General features: G+C 70.9%; 19 protein-coding genes, 2 tRNA genes and 1 pseudogene. 6 read left to right on the top strand and 16 right to left on the bottom strand.

Going from position 1 to position 19450, the window contains the following annotated elements; all coding sequences use genetic code 11:
* Positions 1-9 precede the first annotated feature (9 nt).
* Positions 10-816, bottom strand: coding sequence for a DUF881 domain-containing protein (locus BJ958_RS19980; RefSeq protein ID WP_179728615.1), 807 nt, complete (start codon positions 814-816; stop codon positions 10-12).
* Between the two features lie 44 nt (positions 817-860).
* Between BJ958_RS19980 and BJ958_RS19975 the strand changes: the two genes are divergently transcribed.
* Positions 861-1370 carry a cell division protein CrgA gene (locus BJ958_RS19975; protein WP_179728614.1) on the top strand — a complete coding sequence of 170 codons (510 nt, stop codon included), beginning with the start codon at positions 861-863 and terminating at the stop codon, positions 1368-1370.
* Positions 1371-1615: 245 nt separating this feature from the next.
* Here BJ958_RS19975 and BJ958_RS19970 read toward each other — a convergent pair whose 3' ends face one another.
* Positions 1616-2530: a rhomboid family intramembrane serine protease gene (locus BJ958_RS19970; protein WP_179728613.1), complete on the bottom strand. Its 915-nt coding sequence runs from the start codon at positions 2528-2530 to the stop codon at positions 1616-1618.
* Positions 2531-2539: 9 nt separating this feature from the next.
* Entirely contained in the window at positions 2540-3049 is a 510-nt protein-coding gene (locus tag BJ958_RS19965; RefSeq protein ID WP_179728612.1) for a peptidylprolyl isomerase, read from the bottom strand.
* A 184-nt stretch (positions 3050-3233) separates the two neighbouring features.
* On the opposite strand from BJ958_RS19965, the gene BJ958_RS19960 reads away from it, so the two are divergent.
* The gene (locus tag BJ958_RS19960) at positions 3234-3542 is read left to right on the top strand and encodes a hypothetical protein (protein ID WP_179728611.1); all 309 of its coding nucleotides are present in this window, start codon (positions 3234-3236) and stop codon (positions 3540-3542) included.
* Between the two features lie 24 nt (positions 3543-3566).
* Here BJ958_RS19960 and BJ958_RS19955 read toward each other — a convergent pair whose 3' ends face one another.
* Together BJ958_RS19955 and BJ958_RS19950 are read right to left on the bottom strand one after the other, a co-directional pair.
* Positions 3567-3902: a DUF3817 domain-containing protein gene (locus BJ958_RS19955; RefSeq protein WP_179728610.1), complete on the bottom strand. Its 336-nt coding sequence runs from the start codon at positions 3900-3902 to the stop codon at positions 3567-3569.
* A complete protein-coding gene (locus BJ958_RS19950) occupies positions 3899-4693 on the bottom strand; it encodes an SURF1 family cytochrome oxidase biogenesis protein (RefSeq protein WP_179728609.1) in 795 nt (264 codons plus the stop codon). The genes BJ958_RS19955 and BJ958_RS19950 overlap by 4 nt, the downstream gene beginning before the upstream one ends.
* A gap of 145 nt (positions 4694-4838) precedes the next feature.
* Between BJ958_RS19950 and BJ958_RS19945 the strand changes: the two genes are divergently transcribed.
* The 3 genes from BJ958_RS19945 to BJ958_RS19935 are packed head-to-tail and all read left to right on the top strand — an operon-like array spanning position 4839 to position 7091.
* Positions 4839-5561 carry a FadR/GntR family transcriptional regulator gene (locus BJ958_RS19945; protein ID WP_179728608.1) on the top strand — a complete coding sequence of 241 codons (723 nt, stop codon included), beginning with the start codon at positions 4839-4841 and terminating at the stop codon, positions 5559-5561.
* Entirely contained in the window at positions 5558-6304 is a 747-nt protein-coding gene (locus BJ958_RS19940; RefSeq protein ID WP_343052751.1) for a sterol desaturase family protein, read from the top strand. The genes BJ958_RS19945 and BJ958_RS19940 overlap by 4 nt, the downstream gene beginning before the upstream one ends.
* A 13-nt stretch (positions 6305-6317) precedes the next feature.
* Complete coding sequence (locus BJ958_RS19935; protein WP_218865889.1) at positions 6318-7091, top strand: MBL fold metallo-hydrolase; 774 nt, start codon at positions 6318-6320, stop codon at positions 7089-7091.
* On the opposite strand, the gene BJ958_RS19930 is transcribed toward BJ958_RS19935, so the two are convergent.
* The 6 genes and pseudogenes from BJ958_RS19930 to BJ958_RS29325 all read right to left on the bottom strand — a co-directional run.
* Positions 7088-8521, bottom strand: a complete 1434-nt coding sequence (locus tag BJ958_RS19930) for a purine-cytosine permease family protein (protein ID WP_179728607.1) — start codon at positions 8519-8521, stop codon at positions 7088-7090. The two genes, BJ958_RS19935 and BJ958_RS19930, sit on opposite strands and share 4 nt — an antisense overlap.
* 129 nt (positions 8522-8650) lie before the next feature.
* On the bottom strand, positions 8651-9613 hold the full coding sequence (locus BJ958_RS19925; protein ID WP_179728606.1) for a hypothetical protein: 963 nt from the start codon (positions 9611-9613) through the stop codon (positions 8651-8653).
* Positions 9614-9731: 118 nt separating this feature from the next.
* Entirely contained in the window at positions 9732-11357 is a 1626-nt protein-coding gene (locus BJ958_RS19920) for an alpha/beta fold hydrolase (protein ID WP_218865887.1), read from the bottom strand.
* Positions 11358-11491: 134 nt separating this feature from the next.
* Positions 11492-12466 (bottom strand): L-histidine N(alpha)-methyltransferase, encoded by a 975-nt coding sequence (gene egtD, locus BJ958_RS19915; protein WP_179728605.1) that lies wholly within the window; start codon positions 12464-12466, stop codon positions 11492-11494.
* Positions 12463-13743: an ergothioneine biosynthesis protein EgtB gene (gene egtB / locus BJ958_RS28105; protein WP_179728604.1), complete on the bottom strand. Its 1281-nt coding sequence runs from the start codon at positions 13741-13743 to the stop codon at positions 12463-12465. The genes egtD and egtB overlap by 4 nt, the downstream gene beginning before the upstream one ends.
* A 259-nt stretch (positions 13744-14002) precedes the next feature.
* Positions 14003-14893: pseudogene (locus BJ958_RS29325) on the bottom strand (thiamine pyrophosphate-binding protein); the annotation flags it as partial.
* A 236-nt stretch (positions 14894-15129) separates the two neighbouring features.
* Between BJ958_RS29325 and BJ958_RS19900 the strand changes: the two are divergent.
* On the top strand, positions 15130-15750 hold the full coding sequence (locus BJ958_RS19900; protein WP_179728603.1) for a hypothetical protein: 621 nt from the start codon (positions 15130-15132) through the stop codon (positions 15748-15750).
* Here BJ958_RS19900 and BJ958_RS19895 read toward each other — a convergent pair.
* The 5 genes from BJ958_RS19895 to gyrA all read right to left on the bottom strand — a co-directional run bounded on the left by BJ958_RS19895 (position 15741) and on the right by gyrA (position 19369).
* Positions 15741-15813: transfer RNA gene (locus BJ958_RS19895), tRNA-Ala, on the bottom strand. The genes BJ958_RS19900 and BJ958_RS19895 overlap by 10 nt on opposite strands.
* Positions 15814-15846: 33 nt before the next feature.
* Positions 15847-15972, bottom strand: coding sequence for a DLW-39 family protein (locus BJ958_RS27390; protein ID WP_218865884.1), 126 nt, complete (start codon positions 15970-15972; stop codon positions 15847-15849).
* A 58-nt stretch (positions 15973-16030) separates the two neighbouring features.
* Positions 16031-16104: transfer RNA gene (locus tag BJ958_RS19890), tRNA-Ile, on the bottom strand.
* A 143-nt stretch (positions 16105-16247) separates the two neighbouring features.
* Positions 16248-16754, bottom strand: a complete 507-nt coding sequence (locus BJ958_RS19885; protein WP_179728602.1) for a DUF3566 domain-containing protein — start codon at positions 16752-16754, stop codon at positions 16248-16250.
* On the bottom strand, positions 16754-19369 hold the full coding sequence (gyrA, locus tag BJ958_RS19880; RefSeq protein ID WP_218866485.1) for a DNA gyrase subunit A: 2616 nt from the start codon (positions 19367-19369) through the stop codon (positions 16754-16756). Before gyrA ends, BJ958_RS19885 begins: the two co-directional genes overlap by 1 nt.
* Positions 19370-19450: the final 81 nt, after the last annotated feature.

Below are 19450 nucleotides of genomic sequence, written 5' to 3'. Positions count from 1 at the left end.
GCTTCGAGGTCAGCGCAGGGGCCGGGCGTACTGCAGGTCGACCAGGCCGTCGTACGCCGGCGCCTCGATCCGGTCCTCGAGCTCGAGGTCCCAGCCCATCTCGATGAGCGGGTTGTCGGCGTCCTTGCGGTAGCCGGCGACGATCGGGTCGCTGGCGACCGAGGCGTAGAGCTCGCCCGCGTCGCCGACCGCCTCGATGACGTAGGGCTGCGGGAACGGCTCGCCCTGGAGCTGGACGACCGGGCCCTTGCAGCGGATCCCGGTCGTGGAGATGACCCGCTGGCCCGCGATGGTGACGGCACTGGCGCCGCCGCGCCACAGCGCGTTGACCAGGGCCTGGATGTCCTGCTGGTGCACGACGAACCGGTTGAGGTTGAGCTGCTCGTCGGGGTCGAGGTGTTTGTTGCGCTCGACGGCGTCGTCGAGGAGCTCCTCCGGCGCGTCGGACAGGGTGATCTTCAGGCCCGGTCCGGTGCGGGGCGTCATGCCGGCCGGGTCGCGCAGCTTCGCGATCTCGCGCCGCGCGTCGCGCACGCTCTTGTCGCCGACGCCGGCGCTGAGCCGGTCGACCTGGTCGGACAGCTCCTGGTACCTGGCCTCGACCTTGCGGTAGTCCGACGCCTCGCCCTCGACCAGGCCCGCGAGGTCGGTGTAGCGGCCCGGGCGCAGGTCGGATCCCTCGCTGTTGGTCGCCGAGACGGCGAGCAGCGCACCACACAGCAGCACCACCGCAGGGGTGCCCACCCGCCACGCCCGGGAGCGGTTGCGCGCCTCGGGTCGGCGGCCCGTCGTACCTCCGGCGTGGGCACCCGTCATACTGACAGTGTCCACCACCACTGAACCTGATCGAGGAGCCACCCGTGGCGAAGTCGTCCCGCCTGTCGAAGCGCAAGGAGCGCGAGGTCTTCGGCGACCCCGATCGCGGCCCCCTGCTGAGCATCCGCTTCGCCATCGCGCTGGTGCTGATCCTCGGCGGTATCGGCTGGGTCCTCTACACCTACTACGGCATCCGTCCCTCGGACGGCTGGACCTCGACGTTCACGAAGTCCGGCAAGCCGGTCCAGCCGGGTGGCCCGTCGTTCTTCGCCGACCTCGACACGAAGAACTACCTGATCGGCTTCATCGCGTTCTTCCTCGGCCTGATGGTCTCCGCCCACCCGTCCACCCCGATGGGCCGGGGCCGCGGCGTGGTGATCAGCATGCTGGCCTGCTTCCTCATCGGCCTGCTGTGGATCTGCGTCTTCTACATCTTCTTGACGGGCAACGACCCCAAGGACATCCCGATCCTCAACGACCTGGGCCAGAAGAACCTGTTCGTCGGCATCGGGTTCATGGCCGTCGGCTTCGCCTTCGCCACCCGCTGGGAGTAGGCCTCCCGCAGCCTCGTACGCCGCGCCGGCGGACCGCCCTGGTCCGCCGGCGCGGTCGTTTTTCCACAGCCCGTTTTCCCCAGGGATGTCCACAGCTGGGGAGAACTACATGGGTGTCATTCATCCACATCGGTGGACAACCCTGGGGAAAACGCCGACCCGGCAGAAACTGGCTCGAGAAACAGCCCGACCCGGCAGAAAGTTTCTGCCGGGTCGACGCGATGGGGGAGCCAGTTTGTGCCGGGTCAGGTGAGGGTGAGCGTGCGGAGCACGGTGGCGGCCACGAGCACGGCACCGATCACGCACAGGCCGGCCGCCTGGACGGCTGTCCGACGTTCCTTCGGCGCGAACACGAGGACGGCGGCGATCGCGGCACCGCCGGCCAAGCCGCCGAAGTGTCCTTGCCAGGAGACGTTCGAGAGAGTGAAGGTCAAGACCACGTTGATGCCGATCCACACCAGGAGCTCCTGGGGGTTCGCGCCGATCTTGTAGGCGACGACCACGAGCGCGCCCATCATCCCGAAGACCGCGCCGGAGGCGCCGACGGTGCCCCCGAACTCGGAGGACAACCAGTAGACCGTCACCGAGCCGGCCAAGCCGGACAGGAGGTAGACCGCAAGGAAACGGGTGCGACCGAGCACGCGCTCGAGCTGCGGCCCGAGGAACCACAGCGCCAGCATGTTGAAGCCCAGATGCAGCGGCTGGACGTGGGTGAACATGCTGGTCAGCAGCTCCCAGTAGCCGCCGTCAGACACTCCCGGGACCCACGTCGAAGAGACGCCGGCCTTGCATGCTGCCTCGGTCGTGACGAGGATGCCGTCGCCGTCGAGACAGAAGCCGCGCGCCCGCAGGGCGAGCCATTCGCCGAGGCGGCTGCCGTTGCCGCCCGACGCCGTGATCGCGATCCACACGACGACGTTGATGCCGATCAGGACCAGGGAGGTGAGGGCGGGGTTCGAGGACGGCGTGCCGCCGTACGCGGCTGTCGGCTGGCGCACCGACTTGCGGCCCTCGGCGACGCACTCGGGGCACTGGAAGCCCACCGATGCCTCACGCATGCAGTCGGGGCAGATCGGGCGCTCGCAGCGCTGGCAGTGGATCCAGGTCTCGCGGTCGGAGTGCCGGTAGCAGGTCGGCACTCCGACCGGAGGGGTGCTCATGCGAGTCGGTCAGCCGATGAGCTCGACGGACTCGATGACGACCGGCTCGACCGGGCGGTCCATCGGGCCGGTCTGGACGGCGGCGATGGCGTCGACGACGTCACGACCGGCCTGGTCGGCGACCTCGCCGAAGATGGTGTGCTTGAAGTTCAGCCACATGGTCGGGCCGACGGTGATGAAGAACTGCGAGCCGTTGGTGCCCGGGCCGGCGTTCGCCATGGCGAGCAGGTAGGGCTTGTCGAAGACCAGCTCGGGGTGCGGCTCGTCCTTGAACGTGTAGCCCGGGCCGCCGGTGCCGGTGCCGAGCGGGCAGCCGCCCTGGATCATGAAGCCGGGGATGACCCGGTGGAAGGTGAGCCCGTCGTAGAACGGACCGGACGCACCGTTGCCGGCGTCGTACGCCTTCTCGCCCGAGGCGAGGCCGGTGAAGTTGGCGACCGTCTCCGGCGCGTGGTTCGGGAACAGGTTGAGCGTGATGTCGCCCTTGTTGGTCTTCAGGACGGCCTGCTGCTCTGCCATGGAAGTGCCTCGTCTCCAGGTGGTACGGGTGTGGTGCGGAACGACCTCGATCCTACTGACGCCCGCACGCCCCACCACAGGCCCGGCCACCCACGCACCGGGGGTTGACCCCCGCCTCCGGGTACATGGTGGGATGGAGTCGTCGACCCGGTCGGGGTCGGGAACGTCGAAGGGAGCGCAGGGCATGGGAAAGCTCAAGAAGCTGGTGGTCCTCGGTGCGCTGGGGGCGATCGTGACCGCGGTGGCCAAGAGGCTGCAGGGTGGCAACGAGTCGCCGTGGCAGTCCGCCCCGGAACCGACCTCGCCGACGACCCCGCCCGTGCCGCCCACGCCCCCGACGCCGCCGGCTCCCACCGAGGCGCCGGACGAGCTGCTCGTCGACAACGCGCCCGCGCCGATCGACGAGCCCGAGCAGGTCCCGCCGCCGCCCGCGCCGGCCGACGCCCGCCCGGACCCGCTCACCGACCCGCTGCCGGAGGAGCCGCGGGACTAGCCGCCTGCAGGTGCCGCAGGTGCCTCAGCCCTGCGCGAGCTCCGCGTGGTCCTCGCGCAGGCGCTGGGCGACCCGGCGCTCCACCCAGAAGATCAGGCCGGGGATCAGGCCGGCGACGAGCATCAGGCCGAGCTGGGGGATCGTCCAGCGCGCCTTCTGCGTGAGCAGGAAGGCGACGACGACGTACACGATGTAGATCCAGCCGTGCACCAGCCAGATCGGGGTGAGGTCGTCACCCAGCCGCTGCAGCGTGGTGCCGTCCTCGAGCAGGTACTTCAGCAGCGAGCCGACGGTGCCGACGAGCAGGAGCACGCCGACCACGAGCGCGAGCACGCGGTAGACGTTGAAGAGCTTGGTCACGGGTCCGAGCGTACGACGGCGTCCTCGCCCGTCCCGGCGTCGGCCTCCTCGAGCACCCGCTCGGACGTGGCGTCGCGCACGTAGCGCAACCACAGGAAGGCCGCGAACGCGGCGAAGACCCACCACTCGACCGCGTACAGGATGTTGCGCAGCCCGGTGAACCGGCTCGCCTCGGGCAGCTGGTCGAGCGTCGCGCCCTCGATCCCGGCCGCGGCGTCGGCCGCCAGCGGCTTCTCGGCGACCACGTAGGCGCCGTAGAGGTCCTGGTCGACGCGCTGGACCAGGTCGGCGATCCGCAGCTCGGGCAGGACGTCGTCGCGCGGGTCGTCGTCCTCCTGGCCGCTGCCCTCGGGCGGCTGCAGCCAGCCGACCAGGTCGACCTCGCCGCTCGGCGGGGCCGGCAGGCTCGCGAGGTCGGTGCCGTCGGGCACCCACCCCCGGACCACGGGAACGGCGGCAGCCCCTGCGTCACCCACCGTGATCGGGGTGACCAGCCAGTCGCCGTCGGCGCCCGTCGCGCCGGCCCGGCCGGACACCAGCACGGTGCCCTCCGGCAGGAAGGTGCCGCGCACCTCCACCGGACGCCCCAGCCCGGCCGTCGGGAACGGGTCGTCGGCACCGATCAGCTCGGTCATCGCGACCGGCTTCGCGTGGGTCAGGTCGACCCGCTCGGCGTCGCGGCGCGCCTGCCAGGCGTCGTACTGCCACGCGCCCATGCCCACCGCGATCGACACGCAGACCAGCCCGAGCAGGTGGGCACCCCACAACCGCATGCTCCACCAGCGCACCACGTCAGCAGCCTACGGGGGCGGGCCGAGGCGTTGCGGTTTGGGACCAAACCGTGCAATTCGGGGCCTCGGGCATGCGGTTTGGGACCAAACCGCAACTGGTCTGGCCACTTGACCACTAGTCCAGCGTGCCTCTACCGTCAGACCCATGGCCCTTCGTCCCGTCACCCGCCGCTCGGTGTCCGACCAGGTCTTCGACCAGCTCCTCGACGAGGTCGTCGACGGGGAGCTGCCGGCCGGCGAGCCGCTTCCGAGCGAGCGGCGTCTCGCGGAGGTGCTCGGCATCTCCCGGCCCGCCGTCCGCGAAGCGTTGCAGCGGATCGCGCAGACCGGCCTGGTGGAGGTGCGCCACGGCGGGGCCACCCTGGTCCGCGACTTCCGCCGGGCCGCCGGCCTCGACCTGCTTCCCAGGCTGCTCGTCCGCGGCGGCCAGCTCGACACGTCGATCGGCCGCAGCGTGATCGAGGCCCGGGCCGAGGTCGGTCCCGGGATCGCCGCCCTCGCCGCCGAGCGCGGCGGACCGGCCCTGGCCACCGCCCTGGACGCCGTCACCGAGGCGATGAGCGCGACCGCCGACGCGGTCGAGTGGCAGGTGCACGCCCTCGACTACTGGGACCTGCTCGTCGACGGCGCCGACTCGATGGTGTTCCGGCTGATGTTCAACAGCCTGCGTGCGGCCTACGAGCCCGCACTGCCCGCGCTCGCGGGCGTCCTCGCCGGCGAGGTCGGGCAGGTCGAGCCCTACCGGCTGCTCACCGCCGCGATCGGCTCCGGCGACACCGCCACGGCGCGAGCGGCCGCGGCCCGGGTGCTGACCCCCACCGCCGACACGCTGCTCGGCGCCCTCGCCGCGATGGGGGACGGCGCGTGAGCCCGCGCGAGGCACACGCGCAGCGCCGGCTGGCCGAGGACGAGGCCCGGCTCGACGCGAAGCTCGACGGGAAGTACGTCGGCGACCGGGCTGCCGGTCGGCGTACCAACCAGACGCTGGGCGAGGTGTTCGCCGAGTTCTGGCGGCACCCGAGCCCCTACCTGCTGGCGACCTGCCTGGCCGCCGCGGTCACCGGACGGGTCGTGGCGGGCCCGGGCAGCTGGTGGGAGCTGGCGATCCCGGCCGGGTTGGTCGCGGTCCTCCCGGTCGTGGAGTGGGTGGTCCACGTGTTCATCCTGCACTGGAAGCCGCGCCACCTCGGCCCCGTCACCCTCGACCCGCTGCTCGCCCGCAAGCACCGCGCGCACCACGCCGACCCGCGCGCGATCCCGCTCGTCTTCATCCCGTGGCAGGCCCAGCTCTGGCTGGCGCCGGCCTGGACCGGGCTGGCCTGGCTGGTCACGCCCTCGACGAGCGCGATGTTCAGCCTGCTGACGGCGATCTACGCGATCAAGTCGGCCTACGAGTGGACCCACTACCTGCTCCACAGCGACTACCGGCCCCGGTCGGCGTGGTACCGCAAGGTCTGGCGCAACCACCGCCTGCACCACTACAAGAGCGAGCACTACTGGTTCACCGTCACCACCGCGGGCACCGCGGACCGCCTGTTCGGCACCGCTCCCGACCCGAGCACGGTGCCGACGTCACCGACGGTTCAGCGCCTGCACGACCTCGAGCTGTGACACGCTGAGCGCCGTGCGGATCTCCCACCTCAACTGCGCGACCATGAGGCCCGCCCTCGCTCCCCCCATGGTCGCCCACGTCCTGCTCCTCGAGCGGCCCGACGGGCTCGCCCTGGTCGACACCGGGTTCGGCACCGGCGACCTCGCCGACCGCAAGCGCCTCGGTCGGCCGTTCCTCACCACGGTGCGCCCCGACCTCGACCCGGGCGAGACCGCCCTGGCCCAGGTGAAGGCACGCGGCCACGACCCGGCCGACGTCACCGACATCGTGCTCACCCACCTCGACCTCGACCACGCCGGCGGCATCGGCGACTTCCCGAACGCCCGGGTCCACGTGCACGCGACCGAGCACGCCGCCGCCACGCACCCGAGCCTGCGCGAGAAGGCCCGGTACGTCGGCGCGCAGTGGGCGCACGGCCCGCAGTGGACCCTCCACGAGGAGGGCGGCGACGACTGGTTCGGGTTCGCCTCGGTCACGGCGCTCGCCGACGACGTCGTGGTCGTCCCGCTGCACGGCCACACCCGTGGTCACTCCGGGGTCGCCGTACGCCGCGACGACGGGACCTGGCTGCTCCACGCCGGTGACGCCTTCTTCCACGGTGGCCAGCTCGCCGACCCGCCAGCCTGCCCGGTGTCGCTCGCCGCGTTCCAGCGGCTGATGGCGATCGACAACCGGGCACGGCTCGCGAACCTCGACCGGCTCCAGGAGCTGGCGCGCGGCAACGACGAGGTGACGGTCATCTGCGCCCACGACAAGGCGCAGTACGACGAGCTCAGCGGCGCCTAGACCGCGGCGCGCGCCGAGACGCTCTCCGGCATCGGGATCGTCTCCGCGGGCGGGTTCGCCGTGCGGCGTGCCCACACGTAGTAGACCGCGGCCGTGACGACGAGGCCGACGATCCAGGAGACGTCCGCGCCACCGAGGGCGTCGGTCATCGGTCCGGTGTAGAGCTTCTGCGCGAGGAAGGGCACCTGGGCGACGACGCCGACGGCGTAGGAGACCAGCGCGGTCGCGTTCCACCGACCGTAGCGGCCGTCCGGGTCGTAGAGCGCCGGCACGTCCACCCGCTCGCGGGAGACCAGGTAGTAGTCGACGAGGTTGATCGCGCTCCAGGGCGTGAACACCATGAGCAGCACCAGGACGAAGTTCTTGAAGTTGTCGAGGAAGTCGGCGGAGGCGAACAGCGCGATGCCGACCGATGTCGCCAGGAACGCAGCGATCAGCAGGGCACGGGTCGTCTGCGAGACCTTGCTGGTGCGGGTGAACGCCGAGGTGGTGGTGAGGATGGTCATCAGGCCGCCGTACGCGTTGAGGCAGTTGACCGCGAGCTTGCCGCAGACGATGACGAGGTAGATCACCAGCGCCACGAACCCGCCGCCGGCGAGGTCGCCCATGAAGCCGACCTGGTTGCCCAGGAAGCCCGGATCCCCCGCGGTGACGGGGATCGAGGCGATGATCGCGCCGAGGGTCATCGACCACTGCGAGCCGAGCACGCTGCCGAGGAAGGTGGCGCGGAAGGTCGTGGTCGCCGGGGTGTCGGCAGGCAGGTAGCGCGAGTAGTCGGCGACGTACGGGCCGAAGGTCAGCTGCCAGCCGGCGCCCAGCGAGATGGCGAGCAGGAAGGTGACGATGTCGAAGCCCTTGGTGCCGAAGAAGCTCGTGACGTCGTAGTCGGCGACGATCTTGATGGCGAGGTAGGTGAACCCGACGATCCCGACGACGGTCGAGATCTTCCCCATCAGGTGGATGTAGCGGTAGCCGAGGGTCGCGACCACGGCGGTGAGCACGCCGAACAGCACGATGCCGAGCTTCGGTGCGCCGAGGTGCAGACCCTCGCTGAGCGCCTGCCCGGCGAGGACGCTGCCGGTCGCGGCGAAGCCGAGGTACATCACGACCACGAGCACGAGCGGGATCACCGCGCCGTACACGCCGAACTGGGCTCGCGAGGAGATCATCTGCGGCAGCCCGAGCTTCGGTCCCTGCGCGGAGTGCAGCGCCATCACGGCACCGCCGAGCACGTTGCCGAGGAGAAGGCCGACGATCGCCCACAGGGCGTCGGCGCCGAAGACGACGGCGAGCGCACCGTCGACGATCGCGGTGATCTGCAGGTTGGCCCCGAACCAGAGGGTGAACTGGCTGCGTGGGGTGCCGTGGCGCTCGGACGCCGGTACGACGTCGATGGTGCGGCGCTCGACGCCGCGCGTGGTGCTGGTCATCGTGGGTCCCTCCTGGACGGGTCCCGGGTGACCCGTGCTCCCATTCGACGACGCGCGATCGGGTCGCCGGAAGGACCTTCCGCGGGCTTTCGTCTCGGATCCGAGATGGAACCTTCGCCGAAGGGAAGGTCAGCTCGGGCAGACCGTGAAGGGCAGGTGCCCCTCGCGGGTGAGCCGGGCCGCAGTGGCCGGGTCGTTGAGGACGTAGCCCAGCCGGCCGCTGGCCGGGTCCGCCACGCCGCGGCTCATGACCAGGCCGAAGTCCGGATCCGTCGGCGGCATCACGTCGGCCAGCCGGACCCGGTCGAAGGCGTCGCCGCGCTTCTCGCCGAGCTGGACCGTGACCAGCTCGGTGCCGAGCGCGACCGACCAGGCGTCGAGCTCGTCGAGACCGTGCAGCGCTGCCGCCGGCGCCGCGGCGAGCTGCTTCTCCATGCCGGCGCCGAACACGGTGTCGAAGGGGGTGCAGCCGCGCTCGACGTACGTCGAGACCGCCTCCGTGCCCGTCAGCGCGACGAGCGCGGGGTCGGCCCCCCAGGAGTCGGCCGCCTCGGGCGGCGCGGCGGAGGTGACGAGGTGGCGGGTGTCGTCGACGACGGCACCGGCCAGCGGGCCGACTCCGGCCTCGACGGCACGGTGGATCGCCGGCATCGGCACCTTGTCGTGGAACGCGAGGACCCAGCCCTTGCCGGACTCCCCGGACCAGCTGGCCTCCCACGAGACGTCGTCCTGGCTGATCCCGAACTGGTTGCGCAGCCGCTGGTCGGCCGGCCGCAGCAGCCCCTCGGAGAGCGCCGCCGTGTGCGGGACCTTCTCCCAGAACCGGTCACGCTCCGGGCCGGGCGTGGCCCCGTCGAGCGTGGAGAAGCCCAGCACCAGGCGGAGCTGGTCGAAGTCGGTGACCTCGAGCGTCGTGGCGGCCGCCGGCACCAGGGCCAGCACCGCGGCCGACGGCTCCTTCGAGGCGTCGTAGTCGGTGACGACCGCCTCGGGCGTCGGCACGACCTGGTGGACGACCTTGGGATCCCCGCTGCAGCCGGTCAGGAGCAGGACGCCGACCAGCGCGGCACCGAGACTCCCCACACGACTCACGCGCCGAATCTTGCCATGCCCCTCGGGCCGGGAGAGCCGAACGGGCGCCGACGATGACGTCGACGCCCGCTCGTGGGTGGCAATCACCCGGTGCTTCCGTGCCTTCTCAGGGCCCTCCTCAGCGACCGCTCGCCTGGGCCTCGAGGATCAGCCGCCGCAGGTCGGCCGGCATCCGGTCGTCGACCGTCAGCGGACCGGTGCCCCGGGCGGACACGCTCGCCGTCGGCGGCGGGACCGGGTCGCACTTGAGGTCGCTGCCCTTGTGCTTCTTGCGCTTCGGCAGCACGCCGGTGTCGAGGTAGCTGGCGACGAGGTCGTCGGTGCAGGCGACGCCGGACAGCGAGCCGGAGTGCGTCGTACCGCCCTTGCCCTCGATGAGGAACGAGGACGGGAACGCCTTGCGGGTGACGAGCGCGCCGGAGAACACCGTCGCGGCGTCGTTGGTCTCACCGATCATCAAGATCCGCGACTTGATCTTCTTGCCGCTGACGTCGAACGCCTTGCGCGACGGGGCCGGCCAGTTGAGGCAGGGCGCGTTGTACCAGGTGTTGCCCCACGTCAGGAACGGGTGCTTGCGGTGCACGCGCCAGGCGTCGGCCTCGGTCTTCTTCCAGTTCGGCCACACCGCGTCGGTGCACTGCACCGCGTTGTAGACGGCGAAGCCGTTGTCGTCGCCGGGGCCGGCGTACATGTCGATCAGGTCCGCACCGTCACCGGTCTTGACCAGCTTGGCGTACGCCAGGCCGATGGTGTTCCAGTCGTAGACGTAGTAGCCGGCGCTGAGCAGCACGTCGGCCAGCTCGTCGGGACCGAGCTTGCCGTCGGCGGCGGGCTGCTTGTCGAGCCGCTTGAGCAGCTTGTAGTAGCCCTTGCGGATGGCCTTGCCACTCGTGCCGAGGCCGAACACGGCGTTGTTCTGGGCCAGCCACTTGAAGTAGGTGTTGATGTTCTTGTCGAACTGGACGTTCTGGTCGACGTTCGACAGGTAGAACGCGCGGTCGGCGTTGAGGACGCCGTCCCACACGAACCGCCCGACCTTCTTCGGGAACAGCGTCGCGTACACCTGGCCGAGGTAGGTGCCGTAGGAGAAGCCGTAGTAGTTCAGCTTCGGCGCACCGACCGCCTTGCGCAGGCTGTCGAGGTCCATGGCCACGTCGGTGGTGTGCATGTGCTTCAGCAGCCGCTTGGCGTCCGCCTTCGAGCACGCCTTGGCGTACCGCTTGGTGACGCGCTGCCACCACTTGAGGTTCTTGTTCTTGGTCGGCACGTAGTTGGGCCGGTCGTAGCCCGCGCCCTTGTAGTTCGGGTTGCAGCTCAGCGAGGGCGTGCTGCTGCCGACACCGCGCGGGTCGAAGCCGTACCAGTCGTACTTGGCGCCGACGCCGTTGGGGATCGCCGCACCGAGCCGGGACATGCCGAGGCCGGAGCCACCGGGACCGCCGGGGTTGGCGGCGATCATGCCCTTGTAGTCGGGGTTCGTGTGCAGGATCCGGCTGACCGCGATCTGGATCTTCTTGCCCTTGGGCTTGTCGTAGTCGAGGGGTACCTCGAGCATCGCGCACTGGGCGCCGGCGTCGATCAGACGCTGGCTCGTGCACGCGCCCCAGACCGGGGCGGGCGGGGTGTACGACGGTGCCTTCGCGGCGACCTGGGGAGCCTGCGGTGCAGCGCTGCTGCTCCCCCCGGGCACCAGCAGTGCTGTTGCCGTCGCAACCGACGCAACGATCGTCAGTGCTCTCTTCACGTCACAACCTTCCGAGATGTGCGGTGTGTCCGGGATCTCCGGCACAGGTCCGACCTTGCCGCGTCATCTCGGTCACGTCCACCCCGACGCGCAGGCCGGTCCCGGGGATACCCACAACCGGGCGGGGTATCCGCTCAGGCCTTGACGGCCAGCGTGAGCGCGAAGTCGCCCGCCTCGTCGGTCCACACCCGGGCGACGTCGAGACCCGCCGCCTCGAGCTCGGCGGCGATCCGGCTGACCCGGAACTTGGTCGAGATCTCGATCCGGATCTCCTCCCCCATCGCGAGGTCGAGCACGACGTCGGCGCCGGGGATGGTGATCCGCTGCGGGACCTCGGCCCGCAGCCGCAGGTCCATCCGCTCCATGTGGGGGTCCCAGAACGGGACGTAGGAGAAGGCCTCGGGGTCGAAGTCCGCGCCGAGCTCGCGGTTGACCACGACCAGGCTGTTGCGGATGAACTCCTCGGTGACGCCCTGGCTGTCGTCGTACGCCGCGATCAGGCGGTCCGCGCTCTTGACCAGGTCGGTGCCGAGCAGCAGCGAGTCGCCCGGCTGCAGCTGGTCGGCGAGCGCGCCGAGGAAGGCCGCGCGCTCCTCGCGGTAGAGGTTGCCGATCGTGCCGCCGAGGAAGGCGACCATCCGGCGCCCGCCTTCGGGCAGGTGCGCGAGGTGGAGGGTGAAGTCACCGACCACCGCCACCACCTCGAGGCCCGGGTGCCGGGCCGCGATCTCGTCGGCCGCCTGCCGCAGCGTCCCCTCGGCCACGTCGACCGGGGCGAACCGCTCCAGCTGACCGGTCCGCGTGAAGGCGTCGAGGAGGATCCGGGACTTCTCGCTCGTCCCGCTGCCCAGCTCGACCAGGGACGTGGCCCCGCTGGCGGCGGCGATCTCGTCGGCGTGCGTCTCGAGGATCGAGCGCTCCGCGGTGAACGGGTAGTACTCCGGCAGCCGGGTGATCTCGTCGAAGAGCGCGGAGCCGCGGTCGTCGTAGAGCCACCGTGGCGGGAGGGTGCGCGGGTAGGTGCTCAGGCCACGGCGTACGTCGGCCGCGAGGCTGTCGCTGGCCCAGTCGGGCTCGAGCAGGACGCAGACCCGGGGTGACTCGCTCATGCGCGCACCCCGCCGTCGGCAAGGCGCAGTCCGCTCAACGCCCACCGAGCGCCGGGTGGGAAGAAGTTGCGGTAGCTCGCCCGCGCGTGGCCGGGCGGCGTCAGCGCGCAGCCGCCGCGCAGCACCATCTGGCCGGACATGAACTTGCCGTTGTACTCGCCGATCGCGCCCGCCGCCGGGTGGAAGCCGGGATAGGGCAGGTAGGCCGACGAGGTCCACTCCCAGCAGTCGCCGTGGACCTGGCGCAGCCGGCCCGTGCTCGCGCCCGCGGCGCGGGGGTGCCAGGTCTCGGTGTCGGCGAGGTTGGCCGTCGCGTCGTCGTCGCCCTGGCTGCGCACGGCGTGCTCCCACTCCGCCTCGGTCGGCAGCCGCTTGCCCGCCCACGTCGCGTAGGCGTCGGCCTCGTAGTGGCTGACGTGGCTGACCGGCAGGCCGAGGTCGACCGGGAAGGTGCCGTGCAGCGTGTGCTCGAACCAGACCCCGTCGACCTGGGTCCAGTAGAAGGGCGCGCGCCACTCGTGCGCCTTGACCTGGGCCCAGCCGTCCGACAGCCACAGCTCGGGGCGCTGGTAGCCGCCGTCGGCCATGAAGTCGAGCCACTCCCCGTTGGTCACCAGCCGGTCGGCGAGCCGGAACGGCTCCAGCCAGACCTGGTGCAGCGGCAGCTCGTTGTCGAACGAGAAGCCCGCGTCGCGGTGGCCGATCTCCACCAGGCCGCCCTCGACGTCGACCCAGCCCAGGGGGTCGGGGGTCGTGGTCGCGGCCGGGGCTCCGGCGTACGTCGGGCGCAGCGGGTTGAGCGAGAGCACGTGCTTGATGTCCATGAGCAGCAGCTCCTGGTGCTGCTGCTCGTGGTGGAAGCCGAGCTCGATCGTGCCGGCCAGCTTGTCGACGGTGCCCTGGTCGAGGCTGCTGACGAGCTCACGCATCCGGTCGTCGACGTTGCCCCGGTAGACGCCCACGTCGTGGGCCCCCGGTCGGCTGATGACCCCGCGCTCGGCGCGGTTGTAGCGGGGCCCGACGGCCTCGTAGTAGCTGTTGAAGAGGAACCAGTACTGGTCCTGGTACGGCGCGAACCCCGCCTCGTTCTCCGCCAGCACGAAGGTCTCGAAGAACCACGTCACGTGCGCCCGGTGCCACTTCGTCGGTGACACGTCGGGCATCGACTGCACCGTCTGGTCCTCGGGCGAGAGCGGCGCGGCGAGGCGCTCGGTGTGGGACCTGACCTCGTCGTAGCGCGTCAGGAGGGTGTCCGCTGTCCACTGGGTTGCGGTCATGCGTCGACAGTAGGACCGGGCACCGACACTGACCAGTGCCGTTCGTCGTCGTCAGCATTTGTTCACATCCGGGCGATCCGCGAGGGGTGCCGTGCGGTCCATGCTGGACGGCATGACGGACCTCGACCTCGACTTCGGCGACCTGCGGGCGATCTTCATCAACTGCACCCTCAAGCGGTCCACCGGCCTGAGCCACCGCGCCGAGCGGGTGGTCGTCGGGCACCAGACCCTTGGCCCGGAAGGTCGTCAGCACCGGGGCGTCCAGGCGTTCGGCAAGGGCGAGCAGCTCGGCCCGGGCACCGCGGGCGCCCTGGCCGACCACGAACACCGGCCGCCGCGCCTGGTCGAGCAGAGCGGCGGCCCGGGCGACGTCGTCGTCCGCGGGACGAGCGACACCCCGCCCGTAGCGACCGTCCGGCAGGCTCGCGGCCGCGTCGCTGGGCTGCTCCTGGACCTCGTCGGGCAGGACGAGGTGGGCGACCCCGCGCCCGTCCACGGCGTGCTTCACCGCGAGCGCCGCCAGCTCGGCGTGGTCGGCGCCGGCCTCCACCGTCGCGGTCGACACGGCGACGTCGCGGAAGACGGCGGACAGGTCGAGGTCCTGGAAGGCGCCCCGGCCGCGGGCCGACGACGGCACCTGTCCGGAGATCGCGACCACCGGCGCCCCGTCGAGCCGGGCGTCGTACAGGCCCGTGATGAGGTTGGTCGACCCCGGACCGGCGATCGCGAGGCAGGCAGCGGGGCGGCCGGTCAGCTTCCCGTAGGCGCTGGCCGCGAAGGCCGCTGCTCCCTCGTGGCGGATGCCGATGTAGCGCACCTCTCCCCGCTCCTCGGCCCGGCGCAGGGCGTCGGCGAAGCCGAGGTTGGAGTGGCCGACCATCCCGAAGACCGTGTCCACCCCGTGCGCGACCAGCGTCTCGACGAGGACGTCGGAGACGGTGCGGTGTCGTGCGGGCGGGACCGGGAGCCGCACGTAGGTCCCGTCGCCGCGCTCGTCGACGTCGTACGCCGCGACGGCGTCGCTGAAGCCCTCCGGAGGCTCGCCGCTGGTGGGGTCGTAGTCGTAGCCGTGCCAGGGACAGCGCAACCAGCCGTTCTCGATGGACCCCTCGCCGATGGGTCCTCCCTGGTGGGGGCACCGGTTCTCCAACGCCCCCAGCCGCCCGCCGCACCGGGTCAGCGCGACGGACCGTCCGTCGACCCACCGACGTCGAGACGCGACCCTCCTCCGGGAGATCGGCGGTGTCGACGCGGTGCCAGGCGGTCTCCGTCATCCTGACAGCGTCCACCGCACCCGCGGGGACCGGAAGGCTCGCCGCCCACCTGTCCCCGATCCGTAAGAAGTCGGCCGGTCGCCCGGCCCGGATCGCGCGCTAGCGTCCGGACATGACCGACCTCGTCGCGACCCGACGCTCGTTGCACACCGTCGCCGAGCTGCTGCTCGCCGGTCCCCAGCACGCGGTGCACGGCACCATCCGGCTGGCCGTCTGTCCCGGAGGCTTCGCGGCCGTGCGGGCACCGTACGCGTCGGTCGTCGGCACCGAGCTGCGGGTCGGCGACCGGGCCGTGGACCTCCCCGGTCGCACGGTCGCAGAAGTGGGCGAGGCCGCGGGCGTCGTACCCCTGACCCTGGCGGGCGTCTACGAGGACGGCTGCGGCCTCGACGAGACCCACCTGCTGCAGGTGGACCCGACGGCGGCCGCCGAGATCCACGCCGCCTTCGCCCGTGGTGACGCCGCGCTGGCCGCCTTCTGCCCGACCGCCGACCGGGTGCTGTGGCCCGAGCACTTCGACCTCGGGATCACCCTCGACGAGGTGAACTACGGCGTCTCCCCCGGGGACGGCTTCCTCCCCGAGCCCTACGCGTACGTCGGTCCGTGGCACCGCGACGGGTTGGTCGGCGACTTCTGGAACGCCCCGTTCGGGGCGGCGCGGCCGTTGCGCGAGATCCCCGACCTCGCTGGTTTCTACGCCGAAGGCGCAGCCCGGTCAGGCGGTGGAGCCTAGGGGACTCGAACCCCTAACCCCCTGCTTGCAAAGCAGGTGCGCTACCAATTGCGCCAAGGCCCCCGTGCTCAGCCGTACGACGGCCGAGCGGGTGATTCAGTTCTTGGGGAGCGTGTCGGTGGCCTCGGCCCACAGGGCCTGCTCGGCCTTGCTCTCCTGGAGCTTGCGACCGGCGATGACCAGGCCGAGCAGTCCGAAGACCGCGAGAAGAACCTTCTTCATGAACCGCTCCTCCTTCGAAGAAGCCCCGGTCCGCGGTGACCGCGGCCGGGGCTTTCCGTGGGCCTAAGAGGACTTGAACCTCTGACCCCCACATTATCAGTGTGGTGCTCTAACCGTCTGAGCTATAGGCCCGGGTGACTCGCCGATCTGGGTGGAAGCCCCTCGGCAGCGAGCCGAGGACAGACACTACCGGAGGGGGTGAGCGAGGGACAAAACGAGGGCGTCTCGATACGTCCTCGCCCAGCGGCTCGGACTACTCGACGAGCTTCGTCAGCTCAGGCGTCCTCGGCGAGGGTGATCTCGATGCCGCCGAGGAGGGCGGCCGACATGTTGTAGAGGAAGGCGACGAGGGTGGCTGCGGCGGTGATCAGGACGACGTCGATGGCCGCCACGAGCATGGTGAAGCCCAGGACGCGGCTGGTGCCGACGTAGTCCTCGATCCGGAAGGACGCGACGTCCTCGCCGCCGATGCCCTCCTGGATCGTGGAGTTGATCGAGTCCCACACGCCGGCGGCGCCGAGCACCTGCCACACCATCGCCACCGACACCACGGTGACGACGGCGAAGGCGATGGACAGCAGGAACGACGTCTTCATGACCGACCAGGGGTCGACCCGGGTCAGTCGCAGGCGGGCGCGGCGCGGGGCACGGCCCCGCGCCGGAGCACCCGGTACGCCGCCCGGCACAGCCGCGGGGACGGGCCCGGACGCCGAGGGCGCGCCGGCAGGGCGGCCGGCGGCGGCCGCCGGCCGGACCACGGTGTCCTCGACGCGCTCGGTCATCAGCTCTCACTCTCCCCGTCGGCCTCGTTCGTGCCCTCGGATCCCTCGATTGTGGCATCCGGAGCCTGAACCGACGATTCCGTCGAGCCCTCACCCACGGCGCCGGCACCCTCGGCGCCACCCTCGGCGGCACCGTCCTCGGCACCCTCCTCGGCGCCCTCGCTGTCGGCGTCCTTGGCCTCGACCGAGCGGGCGACGACGGCGACGGTGTCGTTGCCACGCAGGCTCACGAAGCGCACGCCCTGGGTGATCCGGCCCTTCGGCGCGATGTTGGCGTCGATGGGCGAGCGGACGACCTGGCCCGCAGCGGTGATGGCGAGGATCTCGTCGCCCTCGACGACGATGAAGGCGCCGACGAGGCGGCCCTTCTTCTCGTCGACCAGCTGCATCGCCTTGATGCCGGTGCCGGTGCGGCCCTGGACGCGGTACTCCTTGATCGGGGTCCGCTTGGCGTAGCCGGTGTCGGTGATGGTGAAGACGTACTGGACGTTGTCGTCGCTCTCCTCGCGCGCCGCGTCGTCGGCCCGGATGACCGACATGGAGAGGACCGCGTCCTCGTCGTACTTGAACTTCATGCCCGTCACGCCCGCCGTGGCCCGGCCCATCGGCCGCAGCGCCTCGTCGGTGGCGCGGAAGCGGATCGACTGCGCCTTCTGCGAGACGAGCAGGATGTCGTCCTCGACGTTGACCAGCTCGGCACCGATCAGCTCGTCGTCGTCGTGCTTGAAGTTGATCGCGATGACGCCGGCCTGGCGGGGGCTGTTGTAGTCGCCGAGGCGGGTCTTCTTGACCAGGCCCTTCTTCGTCGCGAGGACGAGGTACGGCGCCTGCTCGTAGTCACGGATCGCCAGCACCTGGGCGATGGACTCGTCGGGCTGGAACGACAGCAGACCGGCGACGTGGCCGCCCTTCGCGTCGCGCGAGGCCTCGGGCAGGTTGTAGACCTTGGTGCGGTAGACCCGCCCGGCCGTGGTGAAGAACAGCAGCCAGTGGTGGGAGGTGGTCGAGATGAAGTGGTCGACCACGTCGTCGCCGCGCAGCGACGCGCCGCGCACGCCCTTCCCGCCACGCTTCTGGGTGCGGTACTGGTCGGCGCGGGTCCGCTTGGCGTAGCCGCCGCGGGTGATCGAGACGACCTGGTCCTCGTCGGGGATCAGGTCCTCCATGGACATGTCGCCGGCGGCCGCGATGATCTGGGTACGGCGGTCGTCGCCGTACTTCTCGACGATCTCGCCGAGCTCGTCGACGACGATCTGCCGCTGCCGCGCGACGTTGGCGAGGATGTCCTTGAGGTCGGCGATCTCGAGCTCGATGGCGGCGAGGTCGTCGATGATCTTCTGGCGCTGCAGGGCGGCGAGGCGACGCAGCTGCATCTCGAGGATCGCGTCGGCCTGGAGCTCGTCGACGTCGAGCAGCTCCATCAGGCCCTGGCGCGCCTCGGCGACGTCGGGCGAGCGCCGGATGAGGGCGATCACCTCGTCGAGCATGTCGAGGGCCTTGACCAGGCCACGCAGGATGTGGGCCCGCTCCTCGGCCTTCTTGAGCCGGAACTCGGTGCGCCGCCGGATCACGTCGACCTGGTGCTCGACCCAGTTGCTGATGAACTGGTCGATGGTCAGCGTGCGCGGTACGCCGTCGACCAGCGCGAGCATGTTGGCCGAGAAGTTGGTCTGCAGCTCGGTGTGCTTGAGCAGGTTGTTGAGGACGACCCGGGCGACCGCGTCGCGCTTGAGCACGATGACGATGCGCTGGCCCACCCGCGAGGAGGTCTCGTTGCGCACGTCGCTGATGCCCTGCACCTTGCCGGCGTCGGCGAGCTCGGCGATCTTCACGAGCAGGTTGTCGGGGTTGACCATGTAGGGCAGGTCGGTGATGACCAGGAGGGTGCGCCCGGACTTGTCCTCGTCGACCTCGATGATCGCGCGCTGCGTGATCGAGCCGCGACCGGTGCGGTAGGCCTGCTCGATGCCCTCGCGCCCGACGATCAGCGCGCCGTTGGGGAAGTCGGGACCCTTGATCCGCTCGATGAGCGCGTCCTGCAGCTCCTCGCGCGTGGCGTCGGGGTGCTCGAGCGCCCAGGTGGCGCCGGCGGCGACCTCGCGCAGGTTGTGGGGCGGGATGTTGGTCGCCATGCCGACCGCGATGCCCGCGCTGCCGTTGACCAGCAGGTTGGGGAACCGGGCCGGCAGGATCGTCGGCTCCTCGGTCTTGCCGTCGTAGTTCGGGGTCATGTCGACGGTCTCTTCGTCGATGTCCCGGACCATCTCCATGGCCAGCGGTGCCATCCGGCACTCGGTGTACCGCATGGCCGCGGCGGGGTCGTTGCCCGGCGAGCCGAAGTTGCCCTGCCCGGCGACGAGCGGGTTGCGCATCACCCACGGCTGCGCGAGGCGCACCAAGGTGTCGTAGATCGCGGAGTCACCGTGGGGGTGGTAGTTACCCATGACGTCGCCGACGACGCGGGCGCACTTGTTGAAGCCGCGGTCGGGGCGGTAGCCGCCGTCGTACATGGCGTAGAGGACCCGGCGGTGCACGGGCTTGAGGCCGTCGCGCACGTCGGGCAGCGCCCGGCCGACGATGACCGCCATCGCGTAGTCGATGTAGGAGCGCTTCATCGACTCCTGGAGGTCGACCGGCTGGATCCGGCCGCCGCCCGCTCCGTCGCCGAGGTTGCTCTGCGTCTCAGTCACGATTGC

Origin of the sequence: Nocardioides kongjuensis, assembly GCF_013409625.1 — a bacterium.
Classification (GTDB): Bacteria; Actinomycetota; Actinomycetes; order Propionibacteriales; family Nocardioidaceae; genus Nocardioides; species Nocardioides kongjuensis.
This window is presented reverse-complemented; position numbering and strand designations above follow the sequence as displayed.